Here is a 15020-nt window from a genome sequence, read left to right as displayed (position 1 = left end):
AGACTTAAATATAATATAAAAAAGTCCCGATGAGTATCGGGACTTAAATATTTTTAGAATTTAGCAAAAAGCTGTTCCATTTTTTCTTTCTCTTCTTCGGCCAATACGCTGTCAACCAAAATTCTTCCAGAATGTTCATCAGTAATGATTTTTTTTCTAGCAGCAATCTCAACCTGAGTTTGTGGTGGAATCGTAAAGAATGACCCTGCAGATGCTCCTCTTTCAATGGAAACAACAGCCAATCCGTTGCGAACACTAGAACGAATTCTATCATAAGCTGCTAGTAGTCTATCTTCGATTAAATTTCTATATTCAGATGATTTATCAGATAAGAATGATTCTTCTTTGGCAGTTTCAGACATAATATCGTTTAATTCCGATTTTTTATGTTTTAAGTGATTCGATTTAGTCTCTAATCGTTCTTTTGATTGTGCAATAATTTCTTTTTTGTGCTCAATAGAAGCTTTCATTTCTTTGATTTGCTTCTCGGCCAATTGAATTTCCAATTCTTGAAATTCTACTTCTTTAGTCAAGGAGTTGAATTCTCTATTGTTACGAACAGTGTCTTGTTGTTTGGTGTATCTTTTGATAGCCTCTTTGTGCTCATCAATTGAATTTTTCTTTACTTTAATAAGTTCTTCAATAGTTTCAAGATCTTTTTTTAATTTTTCTGAACGTGTGCTTAAACCTGCAACTTCATCTTCTAAATCTTCCACTTCAAGAGGAAGTTCACCTCTCACGTTTCTAATTTCGTCAATTCGAGAGTCAATTAATTGTAAATCGTAAATTGCTCTTAACTTGTCTTCAACATTCAATTCTTTTGTAGCTGCCATATTCTATTGTCTATAAGTACTTAACTGGATTTGTATTTTCTTCTGATAAAACGATTGCAAAATTAAGGATTTTTTTCCGAAGAAAATCAACAATATAATTTTTTGTATAGCGTTCGCTTTCAAAATGTCCAATATCGGCTAAAAGTAACTGATTTTCAGCTTCATAAAATTGATGATACTTTAAATCGGCGGTCAAAAAAGCATCTGCTCCAGCCTGAATAGCATTTTTTATGGCAAAACTTCCAGAACCTCCAAGAACCGCTACTTTTTTTATTGGTTTACCTAAATACATACTGTGTCGAATGCCATCGGCTTGCATTTTGTCTTTTACAAACTGTAGAAAATCTTTTTCTTCCATTGGAACGGGCAATTCTCCAATCATTCCCAATCCCACATTTTGATTTTTGTTCTGTAAATCATAAATTTCATAAGCCACTTCTTCATAAACGTGATTTTTGAAAAGGGCTTTCAGAATTTTGTTTTCCAAATGTTTTTCGAAAGTCACTTCGATTTTAATTTCCTCACTTTCCATAAATTCAAATCGCTCTCCAAATTCGGGATTGCTGTGTTCGTTACCCATATAAGTGCCAATTCCTTTCGAGTTGAAACTACAATTTTCGTAATTGCCAATGTTTCCTGCACCAGCGTCAAACAAGGAATTTCGTAATTTTTCGGCGTTTTCTGAAATTGTATAAGTCACTAATTTTCGAATAAAATTCGACTTTGGAATCAGGATTTTAGTATTGGTTAAACCCAAAGCTTCACAAAATATTTTGTTTACGCCGTCTTGATGATTGTCCAATGCGGTGTGAACGGCATAAATGGCAATATCATTTTTTATAGCTTTGATTACGGAACGTTCCACATAGTTTTTGCCTGTAATTTTCTTCAATCCTGAAAATAAAATAGGATGAAAGCAAACCACCAAATTGCATTTTTTTGCAATAGCTTCGTCAATCACGGTTTCCAAAGCATCGTGGCAAACCAAAACTCCAGTGGCTTCCGAGTCTTTGTCTCCAACTAATAAACCTACATTGTCAAAATCTTCGGCATAGGCGAGCGGCGCCATTTCTTCGAGTACGGAAATTATTTCTTTAATTTTACTCACTTTATTTATTTTTATGGTGTTCGTGAATCTTCGATTTCATTGTGTTTTTTTCGAATTAACAAAGTTAAGGAATTAATCGCTCTACTTTTTTATGATGATAAAATACTATACTTTCGTATTATGAATTTACTTCGAAAAATACTCTTTCCTTTTGCCATTTTATATGGATTCATTACCAGTATTCGGAATTTTCTTTTCGATAGAGGGATTCTGAAATCCTATTCTTTTGATGTTCCTATTATTGCCGTTGGAAACCTAAGTGTTGGCGGGACGGGAAAAACACCTCAAATTGAATATTTAATTCGGTTGCTTTCGCCAAAATATAAAGTTGCCACTTTGAGTCGCGGTTATAAAAGAAAGTCTAAAGGTTTTGTTTTGGCCAATTCTAGTTCGAATGCCTCGATTATTGGTGATGAACCTTTCCAGTTTTATGCAAAATTCAAAAACATTCAAGTTGCTGTTGATGCAAATAGAAAAAATGGTATTGAGCAACTGCTTTCTCAATCTGAAACCAGAGTCTTAGCCGAACAGAGCGTAGCTAAACCTGAAGTTATTTTATTGGATGATGCTTTTCAACACAGGAAAGTGAAGGCTGGTTTTTATATTTTGCTGACTTCTTATGACGATTTGTATTCAGATGATTTTATGTTGCCCACAGGAAACTTGCGTGAAAGTAGGAGCGGAGCAAAAAGAGCTAATATGATAATTGTTACTAAATGTCCAATCGATTTATCGATTGAAGAGCAAAATAAAATCAATATCAAATTAAAATTAGATACCAACCAAGAATTGTATTTCTCCTATATTGATTATGACGATTTCATTTATTCAGAAGATAAGTCAATGAAAGTAAGCGAAATCAAGAATGTCAATAAATTACTTCTGGCTGGAATTGCAAAACCAGAACCATTTTTCAAATATTTAGAGAAAGAAGATGATTTTTTTATGACCTTTCCAGACCATCATCATTATTCTGAAAAAGATATTATTTCCATCCAATACCAAGCAATTGACGAATTAGTTGTTACAACCGAAAAAGATTTTGTCCGATTGAAAGGCAAATTATCAAATAAACAATTGTATTATTTACCAATAAGAAGTTTATTCCATTCTGCAAGTGAAAACTTTGATAAAAGTATTACGGATTATATCGAATCAATGCCAATTAAATCTCAAAATTAAATCCTTTCTGGCTGAGTTTTTCATATATATCCGAATCAAATTGATATAATTTGGCCGCACGATGCGAGACATCTTGTTGTTTTTCGTCAAGAGCAACAAGCAATTTCATCTTCAAAATCTTTCTGCGAAAGTTTGATTTATCTAATTCTTTACCTAATATTTCTTCATAAAGATGCATGAGTTGCAACAAGGTGAATTTTTCAGGCAAAAGATTAAATCCAATCGGGGCATTTAGAATCCGAGTTTGTAATTTTTTTAGTCCAAAATCTAAAATTTCATTGTGGTCGTAAATTAAATTTGGAATCGAATTAATTTTATACCATTTGGCTTCAGATACTGTTAAGCCAGCCTTTACGTCATATTCTTCTCTGTTAATCAAGGCATAGTAGCCAATGGTTATCACTCTATTTGTTGGGATTCGTTTGGGATCGCCAAAGGCTTTTAGTTGTTCTAAAAAAATATTTTCTAAACCGGTGAGTTCTCTTAATGTTCTTTGGGCAGCAGCATCGATGCTTTCACCTTTATTGATAATTCCTCCAGGAAGTCCCCATTCTCCTTTGCTATCTCCAATGGCATGTTTAACTAATAGAGCTTCAAGTACTCCGTTGTTAAAACCAAATATAATGCAGTCAATTGAAATTGAATTCATGATTGTTTGATACATTGTCATCTCTGATTTTTTGTTGAATTTTTTTCAATATTTAACTTTTTCAATTTTAGTTTTTTTTACAACTAATTGATTGGTAAAAAGTGATAAAATATTTGTTTATTGCTAATATGATAAAATAGGGTAATATAAATAATAAAACGTAAAAATAATTCGTAATATATTGCAAATGTAAAAAAAAAATAGTAAACTTGTTGTCATATTAACCATAAGTATAAATGGGTCTTTTGACAAGGAATTATTAACCTAAATTAGGTTAAAGAAAACTTCAAATTATTCTTGAATTGGTTTTCTAAAAACGGTTTGAGATAATTTATACTGACAAAACGAGATGAGTTGTCTGTCTTTAATTATAATAATTTTATAAAATGAAAAAACCAACCTATTTTTTTAAAATACTGAGCATAATTGGTCTGATTTCAGCTTTTGCATTTACTGTCCAAAAAGAGAATCCCGATTTTAGTACTCGGAAAGTTACTTTTAATACAGGTTGGAATTTTTATTTAAATGATAGTGTAAAAGACAAGGATACTATAAATAGTGCTACAATTTGGCGAACGCTAAATCTTCCACACGATTGGAGCATTGAAGGAGAATTTGAAGAAAAAAGTCCAGCAGGTTATGGAGGAGGATCGCTGAATGGAGGTTTAGGTTGGTATAAAAAGACTTTTAAAGTTGCTCTTGAAAACAAAGAAAAAATTACTTCAATAATTTTTGACGGTGTATATCGGAATAGCCAAGTTTGGATAAATGGACATTATCTTGGCAAACGCCCAAACGGCTATATTGGTTTTCAATACGAGCTTTCGCCCTATTTAAATTATGGAGATAAAATCAATGAAATTATAGTAAAAGTTGATAATTCAAAGCAACCTAATTCTCGTTGGTATTCAGGTTCGGGAATTTTTAGAAATGTTTGGTTAGAAACTACCAATAAATTGCACGTTGGCCAATGGGGAACTTACATTACAACCCCAAAAGTTAGTTCGCAAAGTGCTTCAATACATTTAGAAACTACTTTGAAAAATCAATACAATTCTTCAAAAAAAGCTATTGTTACAACCACAATTCTCAAAAATAATGCTAAAGTAGCTTCGGCTACTCAAAATGTAACTATTGCTGCAAATGCAAGCCAAGTCCAAAATCAAGATATTATCGTAAAAAAACCTGTTTTGTGGTCTGTAGAAAAACCAGAACAGTATACTGCGGTTACAACGATTAGTATTGAGAACACTGTAATTGATGAATATAAAACCGCTTTTGGAATAAGAAATTTCAAATTTGATCTTGATAAAGGTTTTATTTTAAACGGCAAACGAGTCAAAATCAAAGGGGTTTGTATGCACCACGATTTAGGACCACTCGGTTCTGCTATTAATACCAGAGCGATTGAACGCCAATTGGAAATTTTGAAAGAAATGGGTGTCAATGGTATTCGTACCTCTCATAATCCGCCGGCTCCTGAACTATTAGATCTTTGCGATAAGATGGGTTTCATTGTCATGGATGAAGCTTTTGATATGTGGAAAAAAAGCAAAAACAAGTACGATTATAGTCTTGATTGGGATCAATGGCATGCCAAAGATTTACAGGATCAAATTCTTCGAGATCGCAATCATCCTAGCATATTTATGTGGAGTATCGGCAACGAAATTCAAGAACAATGGAGTGATGAAGGTGTTATAATTGCTAATGAATTATCGGCCATTGTAAAAAAGCTAGACACCACAAGATTAGTCACTGCAGCTATGAATCCTGCCGTTAATATGAATATTGATGAAGTGACTTTACAATTTGAAAAGTCTAAAATCTATTTCAATAAATTAGCAACATCCGGAGCTTTGGATATTATAGGCTACAATTATGCTCATCAAACTTTTGAACATCATCAAAAAAACTTTCCAAAAATTCCTTTCATAGCCACCGAAACCACTTCGGCATTAGAAACTAGAGGACATTATGATTTGCCTTCCGATGCAGTAAAAATTTGGCCTGTTCGTTGGGATTTGCCTTTTACAGGAGGAAATCTTGGTAATACGGTATCTGCATTTGATCAAGTGAGAGCACCTTGGGGTTCGACTCACGAAGCCACTTGGAAAGTGATAAAAAAACATGATTTTCTTGCTGGGATGTATATCTGGACAGGTTTTGATTATATAGGAGAACCAACGCCTTATGTTTGGCCATCCATTAGTTCCTATTTCGGAATTGTCGATTTGGCGGGTTTCCCCAAGGATGTTTATTATATGTATCAAAGTGAATGGACAAACAAAACCGTTTTGCATCTTTTTCCGCATTGGAATTGGAAATCCGATCAAAATGTAGATGTTTGGATTTATTACAATAATGCCGATGAAGTGGAACTTTTCCTTAACGGAAAATCATTAGGCACTAAAAAGAAAATAGGAGACGATTTACATATTATGTGGCGAGTGCCATTTCAGGCAGGAACTCTAAAAGCAGTTTCTCGAAAAAATGGAAAAATCGTAAAAGAAACTGCTATTCAAACGGCAGAAAATTCAAGTAAATTAAAATTAACCGCCGACAGAAATACCATCAATGCCGATGGAAATGATTTGTCTTTCATTACAGTAGATATTACGGATGAAAAAGGAACGCTTTCGCCAAATGCCAATAATGAAATTCAATTTTCACTAAAAGGAAGTGGAAAAATTGTAGGGGTTTGTAGTGGCGATCCAGTAAGTCATGAATCTTACAAAGGAACTAAACATACAGCACTAAACGGAAAATGTTTGGTCATAATTCAAGCTGGATCCAAGGCAGAAAAGCTAGAATTAACAGCCAGTTCAAAAGGACTTAAAAGTAATTCAACAATTATAAGTGTTCAATAAAAAAATAGAAAATCAAATATCAAAACAATGAACAAACCTCAGTTAATAACGTTATTTTCAACCGTTTTTTTTGGACTTTTTTTGATTCCAAAGGCTACAGCTCAAATTCAAAATGCCGATGTTCTCAACGCTCCCATTGACATTAGCAAAGATTTCGAGAATTATTTGAATACTTTTTACTTTGCCGATGAATTGGCGAGTTTTGATCCACAAACCGGAAAAGGAACTGTAAAATACTTGCGTTATGATTACAAAACACGTCAAGCATTCAACAATATCGAGATGAAACCAACGGAAGTTGTGGCCAATGAATTTCCAACAACAGAGTATGAAGCATCGCCAGTTTTACCTTTTCAAATTCAGTTTGTGTCTGACAGAACTTTGAGAATAAAAATGACTTCGGGACCACAGTTTCGTCCTCAAAAAGAATCTCTAATGTTGGTTGACGGGGTTGCACCCAATCATCCCGAATTGTGGAAATATGCTAAAATAGAAGGTGGTTATAAATTTACCAGCAAACACGGCTCGGTTGAAATTCAAACCAAACCTTGGCACGTAAAAATATATGATGAAAAAGGCAAAATGTTGACAGGAACACTTCATAATTCTGATTTTGCAAACTCCTACACGCCAACGCTACCTTTTTCATACGTGAGACGAAACAGTGATTATTCCAGAAGTATGGGAGCTGCTTTTAGTTTAGAACCTGACGAAAAATTATTTGGTTGTGGAGAATCTTTTACACAATTTAATAAAAGGGGACAAAAAGTAGTTCTTTGGACAGATGATGCCAACGGAATCCAAAACGAAACCATGTACAAACCCATTCCGTTTTACATGAGTAGCCGTGGATACGGAGTTTTTATGCACCATTCCACACCCATCACAGTCGATTTTGGAAAATATTACGGCAGTGCCAATGAAATGTATATTGGAGATGACGAAGCCGATTTGTTTTACTTTATTGGCGAACCCAAAGAAATATTAGATGAATATACAAATCTTACCGGAAAAGCAGCCATGCCACCGCTTTGGTCATTTGGTTTCTGGATGAGTCGCATCACTTACTTTTCTGAAAAAGAAGGTCGTGAAGTCGCTAAAAATCTTCGTGCCTATAAAATTCCAACCGATGTAATTCATTATGATACAGGATGGTTTGATGTAGATTGGCGCAATAATTATGAGTTTGCCAAAAAACGTTTTGATGATCCAGTAAAAATGATGTCGGATTTAAAAGACGATGGATTCCATGTTTGTTTATGGCAATTGCCTTATTTCTCTCCAAAGAACACATTATTTAATGAAATAATGGACAAAAATCTGGCTGTAAGAGACCGCAAAGGAAATCTTCCTTATGAAGATGCTGTTCTAGATTTTTCGAATCCAGAAACTGTGACTTGGTATCAAGCTAAATTGAAAACATTATTTGATCAAGGAGTGAGCGTTTTCAAAGTGGATTTTGGCGAAGCTGCACCACCAGACGGAATTTATCATTCAGGGCGAACAGGATTTTATGAGCATAATTTATACCCTTTGCGATACAATAAAGCCGTTGCCGACATCACCCAAAAAGAAAAAGGGTACACATTAATCTGGGCGAGAAGTACTTGGGCTGGAAGCCAACGTTACCCATTGCATTGGGGTGGTGATGCCGAAACTTCAAACGGAGCAATGTCGGCTGAGTTAAGAGGTGGACTTTCTTTAGGATTGTGTGGTTTCAGTTTCTGGAGTCACGATGTTGGTGGATTTGTAACTAAATCTCCAGAGAATTTATACCGTCGTTGGGCTCCTTTTGGAATGTTGACCTCTCACGTAAGAAGTCATGGCGAACCTCCACGCGAACCTTGGTTATACAGCAAAGATTTATTGGAAACATTTAGAAATGCCGATAATATGCGTTACGAATTGATGCCTTATATTTATGCTCAAGCTAAAGAAAGTAGCCAAAAAGGATTGCCAATGATGCGTGCTTTGTTTTTAGAATATCCAAATGATCAAGGTTCTTGGTTGGTCGATAACGAATATCTTTTTGGCTCCAGTATGTTGGTGGCGCCTTTATTTGAAGAGGTTACCGGCAGAGACGTTTATCTTCCAGAAGGGACTTGGATTGATTATCAAACCAAAAAAGTATATCAGGGCGGATGGCACAAAATTGAAGCTGGTGCAATACCAATAATTGTTTTGGTAAGAAATGGTTCTGCGATTCCACACATTAAATTGGCACAATCTACAAAAGATATGGATTGGAGTAAATTAACCTTAAAAGTATATGCTACCGATGCAACTACAACGGCTACTGCCAAAGTTTATTTGCCAGAAGGAGATAAAGTACAAACGATAACTGTTTCAAAAAAAGGAAATTCTTTTGAAGTTGATGCCAATCCATTCAACGGGAAAACTACATTTAAAACAGAACTGATTAAATAATAAATGGTTATTGGAAACCCGATTTATTTAAAATTTAAATACAAAACAATGATTAAAAATCTGATTCTTCCCGCATTATTGCTTTCAATAGCTGTAGGTAATGCTCAAGGGAAAAAAGCAAAATCCTATGAATTGACTTCTCCGGGCGGTCAAAATAAAATCAAGTTCGAACTCGTAGATAGTGCTCCAAAATATGCAGTAACACACGGAAAAACCGAAGTGATTTCACCATCCGAAATGGGGTTTTTATTCAAGAACAACGATGATTTTAGCAGAAATTTCGAAATCATTAAAGTAGAAAACTCAAGTTTCGATGCCACTTGGGAACAGGTCTGGGGCGAAAAGAAAAAAATTAGAAACCACTACAACCAGTTGGTCGTAAAATTGCAACAAAAGGACAAACAAAAACGCCAACTTGAAATTCAATTCCGTGCTTTCGATGACGGAGTTGCTTTTAGATATGTCTATCCAAAACAGATTTCGAAAGACAGTATTTTTATCATGGATGAAAAAACGACCTTTAATCTAAAAGAAGACGGAAAGGCTTGGTGGATTCCAGCTTACAGAGAAAATCGTTACGAATACTTATACAAAGACAGCCCTGTAAGTACTTTAGATACGGTACATACGCCATTGACTATCGAAAGCAAAAGTGGATTGAAATTGAGTTTTCATGAAGCCAACTTAATCGATTATGCCAGCACTACATTGGTCAACACACAAGGAACCCAATTGAAAACGGACTTGGTGCCTTGGGCAGATGGAGTGAAAGTAAGGGTAAAAGACAGCTTTACTTCTTCTTGGAGAACCATTCAAATTGGTGAAACTGCAGGAGATTTAATAGATTCCTATTTGATTCTAAATCTAAACGAACCTAACAAAATGGGCAATCCGTCCTATGTGAAACCCTATAAATATTTTGGAATTTGGTGGGCAATGCACATCGGAAAATATACTTTCTGGGAAGGAGAGAAACAAGGAGCTACTACGACACATGCCAAAGAATATATCGATTTTACCGCCAAAGAAGGGTTGCACCATTTATTGATTGAAGGCTGGAATAAAGGCTGGACACAACAATGGTATGAAAACCACATGCACATGTTCAGTTTCACGCAAAGTGCCGATAATTTTGATTTGGAAAAAGTCGTAGCATACGGAAAAGAAAAAGGTGTAGAACTTATTGGTTATCATGAAACGGGTTCGAATTTGATTAACTACATTAAACAAATTGATAACGGATTTGCTTTGTACAAAAAATTAGGAATTCATACGGTAAAAATTGGTCATGTGGGTTCTAAATTAAATATGAAAGAATGGCACCACGGACAATTTGGAGTAAATTATTTCAGGTATGTATTGAATAAAGCCGCTGAATATGATCTGGCCGTTTTCTATCACGAACCAATTAAAGACACCGGAGAGCGCAGAACCTATCCAAATATGTTGGCTAGAGAAGCGGCAAGAGGACAGGAATACAACGCTTGGAGTGAAGGAAATCCACCAAATCACGTTGTGATTTTGCCTTTTACCAGAATGTTATCGGGACCAATGGAATATACGCCAGGAGTTTTGGATGTCGAAATCAAACAAGGATATCCTGGAAAAAGAGTTCACGGAACAACGGCACAGCAATTAGCGATGTATGTAACGTTTTATTCGCCAATCCAGATGTTGGCTGATCTTCCTGAAAACTATGCAGTACCGGCTTATCAATTTTTGAAAGACGTTCCTACTGATTGGGCAGACACAAAAGTATTGAATGCCGAAATTGGAGAATACTTGACAACCGTTCGTAAAGATCAAAATAGCGAAGATTGGTATTTGGGAAGTATGACCAATGAAAAAGCTAGAGATTTAGAAATAAAATTATCGTTTTTAGATTCTAAAGCCACATACGAAGCCCAAATTTATGCTGATGCCGAAGGAACGGACGAAACTCACAATCCATCGGCGGTTGCCATTTCTAAAAAAACGGTAAAAGCTTCGGATGTGTTGAAATTGCATTTGGGTGGAGCAGGAGGAACAGCGATTCGATTCAAAAAAATATAATTTCAAGGCAACCCGACAAGTTTTTTTAAATCTGTCGGGTTTTAATTAATCCCTATTTTCTAAAATGAAAAATCTCATTTTACCCCTTGTTTTTTTATTCTGCTTTAACGTAGTTTGGGCTCAAAAAAAACAGCAATACACTTTTCAAAATCCCAATTTGGATGTTGAAAAACGCATTGATAATCTTTTGTCGTTAATGACTTTGGAGGAAAAAGTGGCGGTATTAAGCACGAATCCTTCCGTTCCAAGATTAGGAGTTGTAGGAACAGGTCACGTCGAAGGATTGCACGGATTGGCATTAGGCGGTCCAGCAGGTTGGGGTGGAAAAGGCAAAAAACCAATTACCACCACCACTTTTCCGCAAGCATATGGTTTGGGCGAAACCTGGGATGTCGATTTAATTCAAAAAGTAGCCCAAGTTGAAGGATATGAAGCACGTTATGCTTTTCAGAAATACAACCGTGGAGGTTTGGTGATTCGGGCTCCAAATGCCGATATTGCTAGAGATCCGCGTTGGGGACGTACCGAGGAAAGTTATGGAGAAGATGCTTTTTTTAACGGAACAATGACTGTTGCTTTTGTAAAAGGACTTCAGGGAAATCATTCCAAATATTGGCAATCGGCATCGTTGATGAAACACTTTTTGGCCAACAGCAATGAAGATGGAAGAACTTATACTTCATCCGATTTTGATGAACGACTTTGGAGAGAATATTATTCAGTTCCTTTTCGAATGGGGATTATCGAAGGCGGTTCACGAGCTTATATGGCATCTTACAATAAGGTGAATGGAATCCCGGCTACAGTGCATCCAATGTTGAAAGACATCACCCAAAAGGAATGGGGACAAAACGGAATTATTTGTACCGATGGCGGTGCTTTCAAGTTGTTACTTTCGGATCATAAATATTATGCTGATTCGTATTTGGGAGCCGCAGCGGTAATAAAAGCTGGAATCAATCAATTTTTAGATGATTATAAAGAAGCAGTAAACGGCGCAATTGCCAAAGGATATTTAACCGAGAAAGACATCGATGCAGAAATTCGTGGTAATTTTCGGGTAATGATCAAACTAGGAATGTTGGATGCTCCAGACAAAAATCCGTATGCTAAAATTGGAACAGCTAAAGACACAATTGACCCTTGGAATTCCGAAGCCCACAAAAAATTGGCATTGGAAGCCACCTTGAAATCAATCGTTTTATTGAAAAATGATCCGGCTAAACGATTGCTGCCTTTGCAAAAAGAAAAGCTAAAAACTGTTGCCATAATCGGACTTCGTGCTGACCAAGTGCTTTTAGATTGGTACAGCGGAACTCCTCCGTATATGATTACTCCTTTGCAGGGAATTAAAAATAAATTGGGTTCGAATGTCGAAATTTTATACGCCAAAAACAATGCCGACGGGAAAGCAGCTTCAATTTCCAAAAAAGCAGATGTTGTTATTGTCGTGGTTGGAAATCATCCGGTTTGCAATGCCGGTTGGAATGATTGTCCCGTTCCGAGCGAAGGAAAAGAAGCTGTTGACAGACAATCTTTGACATTGGAACAGGAAGATTTAATCAAAATTGCGTATCAAGCCAATCCCAACACGGTCGTGGCGCTCATCAGTAGTTTTCCGTATGCCATCAATTGGACACAGGAAAACATTCCCGCCATTGTACACCTGACACAAAACAGCCAAGAATTGGGTACTGCTTTGGCTGATGTATTATTTGGAGATTACAATCCTGCCGGAAGATTGACGCAAACTTGGGTGGCAGCCATCACAGATTTGCCCGATTTATTGGATTACAACATTCGCAACGGAAGAACCTATATGTATTTTCAAGGGAAACCTTTGTATGCTTTTGGTCACGGATTGAGTTACACCAGTTTTTCGTACAATTCGATTGCGTTCAACAAGGAAACTTTAGAAAAGAAAAAAAATATAACTGTTTCAGTTTCGGTTACTAATACTGGGAAACGGGATGGAGAAGAAGTCATTCAGTTGTATGTAAAATCAATAGATTCGGCTATTCAACAACCAATAAAAGCACTAAAAGCTTTTCAAAGAGTGGCAATAAAAGCAGGCGAAACCAAAATGGTAACCTTGACCTTGAAAGCTAAAGATTTAGAAAATTGGAATACAACCAAACAACAATTTGAACTCGAAAAAGGACAAATTGAAATACAAATAGGCGGCGCATCTGACGCGATTGTGTTAACCAAAAAAATAACCTTGAAATAATATTACAATGAAAAAACTAATTTCAATAACTATTCTATTCTGCCTATCCAATATTGCATTGTTTGGACAAAATTTGAATGATAAAAAACCGACTTCTACCGAAAGAATTATAAAAGTCGATTACACCAAATCCGTAGGACAAATGAACACGATGTTCAAAGAATGTATTGGTGCAGGTCGTGCCAATGAAGGATTGCGCGCCGATTGGCAGCAACAATTGGCTATGGTAAAGAAAGAATGCGATTTTAAATACATTCGGATGCACGGTTTATTGACTGATGATATGGGCGTTTATCGTGAAGACAGCAAAGGAAATCCGGAATACAATTATCAATATATTGATGTTTTGTACGATTTTCTTTTGAGTATCAAGATAAAACCGTTTGTCGAGTTAGGCTTTATGCCATCGGCATTGGCGAGTGGCAATCAAACTATTTTTTGGTGGAAAGGCAATGTGACACCGCCCAAAGATTATAAAAAATGGGAAGACCTAATCAGCAATTTAACCCAACATTTTACAGAACGTTATGGAGCAGAGGAAGTAAAAACTTGGTATTTCGAGGTTTGGAACGAACCTAATTTAACTCCCGGTTTTTGGACAGGAACACAAGCCGAATATTTCAAATTGTATGATTACAGCACTCGCGCCATAAAAAGTGTAAACCCAGACTATAAAGTGGGTGGGCCAGGTACAGCGGGTGCTGCTTGGGAAAGCGAAATGATTGATTTTTGCGAAAAAAATAAAGTGCCAATTGATTTTGTTAGTACACATTCCTACGGTGTTGGGCAAGGATTTTTAGATGAATTTGGACAAAGTGGAACCGTTTTAAGCAAAGATAATGGAGCGGTAAGTGGAGATGTGCTGCAGTCAAGAAAAGAAATTGCAGCATCAACAAAACCCAATCTTGAATTGCATTACACCGAATGGAGTTCCTCCTACACACCAGCCGATCCCATTCACGATAGTTACCATTCAGCAGCTTATATCCTTCAAAAATTAAAGCAAGTTGGCAACGCGGCAAACTCAATGTCGTATTGGGTTTTTACTGATATTTTTGAAGAACCAGGGCCAAGATTTACACCTTTTCACGGAGGATTCGGATTGTTGAATACGCAAGGAATCAAAAAACCTGCCTATTTTTCGTATTCTTTTTTGAAGAAATTGGGAACAACAGAACTTCAAAATACCGACACTTCTTCTTGGGCGACTAAAAACACAAAAGGTGATGTGCAGGTTTTACTTTGGGATTTTACCTACACCTTACCAGACGCTACAAACAATCAGCAATATTATATAAAAGATTTACCATCGAAACCAAAAGGAAAAGTAAGAATTGAAGTTGGTGGACTTTCAAAAGGGAATTATAAATTAGAAATTTATAAAGTAGGCTACAAAGTGAATGACGTTTTTACCGATTATTTGAGTATGAATAAACCCAATCAGTTGACCAAAGAACAAGTAAAAACGCTCAAAGAAAAAAATAACGGTTCCATTTTTAAAACAGAAAATGTAGTTGTAGATACAAATAGAAAGTATTCAAAAGATATTGATATGAATGAAAATGATGTTTACTTATTCAATTTCATTAAGCAATAATTTAAAAATAAATGGGCTATATCACGAAATATCAACCTGAAATGATATAGTTCTTTACATAATATTTGAATG

Annotated in this window: 9 protein-coding genes; 6 read left to right on the top strand and 3 right to left on the bottom strand. The window is 35.8% G+C overall.

Annotated features, from left to right (window positions below):
• Window positions 1-53 precede the first annotated feature (53 nt).
• Window positions 54-833: a zinc ribbon domain-containing protein gene (locus tag FNW17_RS14230; RefSeq protein WP_143390993.1), complete on the bottom strand. Its 780-nt coding sequence runs from the start codon at window positions 831-833 to the stop codon at window positions 54-56.
• A 10-nt stretch (window positions 834-843) separates the two neighbouring features.
• Entirely contained in the window at window positions 844-1902 is a 1059-nt protein-coding gene (locus tag FNW17_RS14225) for a Nif3-like dinuclear metal center hexameric protein (protein ID WP_143391029.1), read from the bottom strand.
• 159 nt (window positions 1903-2061) lie between these two features.
• Here FNW17_RS14225 and lpxK point away from each other — a divergent pair, with 159 nt between their 5' ends.
• On the top strand, window positions 2062-3123 hold the full coding sequence (lpxK, locus tag FNW17_RS14220) for a tetraacyldisaccharide 4'-kinase (RefSeq protein ID WP_144071989.1): 1062 nt from the start codon (window positions 2062-2064) through the stop codon (window positions 3121-3123).
• Here the strand turns inward: lpxK and FNW17_RS14215 are convergent.
• On the bottom strand, window positions 3107-3772 hold the full coding sequence (locus FNW17_RS14215) for an NUDIX hydrolase (RefSeq protein ID WP_235892985.1): 666 nt from the start codon (window positions 3770-3772) through the stop codon (window positions 3107-3109). The genes lpxK and FNW17_RS14215 overlap by 17 nt on opposite strands.
• 386 nt (window positions 3773-4158) lie before the next feature.
• Here FNW17_RS14215 and FNW17_RS14210 point away from each other — a divergent pair, with 386 nt between their 5' ends.
• From FNW17_RS14210 to FNW17_RS14190, 5 genes are all read left to right on the top strand, one after another.
• On the top strand, window positions 4159-6642 hold the full coding sequence (locus FNW17_RS14210) for a glycoside hydrolase family 2 TIM barrel-domain containing protein (RefSeq protein WP_143390996.1): 2484 nt from the start codon (window positions 4159-4161) through the stop codon (window positions 6640-6642).
• 27 nt (window positions 6643-6669) lie between these two features.
• Window positions 6670-9069: a glycoside hydrolase family 31 protein gene (locus FNW17_RS14205; RefSeq protein ID WP_143390997.1), complete on the top strand. Its 2400-nt coding sequence runs from the start codon at window positions 6670-6672 to the stop codon at window positions 9067-9069.
• A gap of 48 nt (window positions 9070-9117) precedes the next feature.
• Entirely contained in the window at window positions 9118-11121 is a 2004-nt protein-coding gene (locus FNW17_RS14200) for a glycoside hydrolase family 97 protein (RefSeq protein WP_144071987.1), read from the top strand.
• A gap of 64 nt (window positions 11122-11185) precedes the next feature.
• On the top strand, window positions 11186-13351 hold the full coding sequence (locus FNW17_RS14195) for a glycoside hydrolase family 3 C-terminal domain-containing protein (protein ID WP_144071986.1): 2166 nt from the start codon (window positions 11186-11188) through the stop codon (window positions 13349-13351).
• 7 nt (window positions 13352-13358) lie between these two features.
• Window positions 13359-14948 (top strand): GH39 family glycosyl hydrolase, encoded by a 1590-nt coding sequence (locus FNW17_RS14190; RefSeq protein ID WP_143391000.1) that lies wholly within the window; start codon window positions 13359-13361, stop codon window positions 14946-14948.
• The last annotated feature ends 72 nt before the right edge of the window (window positions 14949-15020 follow it).

The sequence above is a fragment of the Flavobacterium franklandianum genome (assembly GCF_007097365.1).
Taxonomy (GTDB): domain Bacteria; phylum Bacteroidota; class Bacteroidia; order Flavobacteriales; family Flavobacteriaceae; genus Flavobacterium; species Flavobacterium franklandianum.
Note: the sequence above shows the minus strand (reverse complement) of the source record. Positions and strands in the feature narration are given on the sequence as shown.

Bases quoted from the DNA above. Each gene is read 5' to 3' on its own strand.
- FNW17_RS14230 (WP_143390993.1), bottom strand. From the start codon at position 833: ATGGCAGCTACAAAAGAATTGAATGTTGAAGACAAGTTAAGAGCAATT.
- FNW17_RS14225 (WP_143391029.1), bottom strand. From the start codon at position 1,902: ATGGCGCCGCTCGCCTATGCCGAAGATTTTGACAATGTAGGTTTATTA.
- lpxK (WP_144071989.1), top strand. From the start codon at position 2,062: ATGAATTTACTTCGAAAAATACTCTTTCCTTTTGCCATTTTATATGGA.
- FNW17_RS14215 (WP_235892985.1), bottom strand. From the start codon at position 3,772: ATGAATTCAATTTCAATTGACTGCATTATATTTGGTTTTAACAACGGA.
- FNW17_RS14210 (WP_143390996.1), top strand. From the start codon at position 4,159: ATGAAAAAACCAACCTATTTTTTTAAAATACTGAGCATAATTGGTCTG.
- FNW17_RS14205 (WP_143390997.1), top strand. From the start codon at position 6,670: ATGAACAAACCTCAGTTAATAACGTTATTTTCAACCGTTTTTTTTGGA.
- FNW17_RS14200 (WP_144071987.1), top strand. From the start codon at position 9,118: ATGATTAAAAATCTGATTCTTCCCGCATTATTGCTTTCAATAGCTGTA.
- FNW17_RS14195 (WP_144071986.1), top strand. From the start codon at position 11,186: ATGAAAAATCTCATTTTACCCCTTGTTTTTTTATTCTGCTTTAACGTA.
- FNW17_RS14190 (WP_143391000.1), top strand. From the start codon at position 13,359: ATGAAAAAACTAATTTCAATAACTATTCTATTCTGCCTATCCAATATT.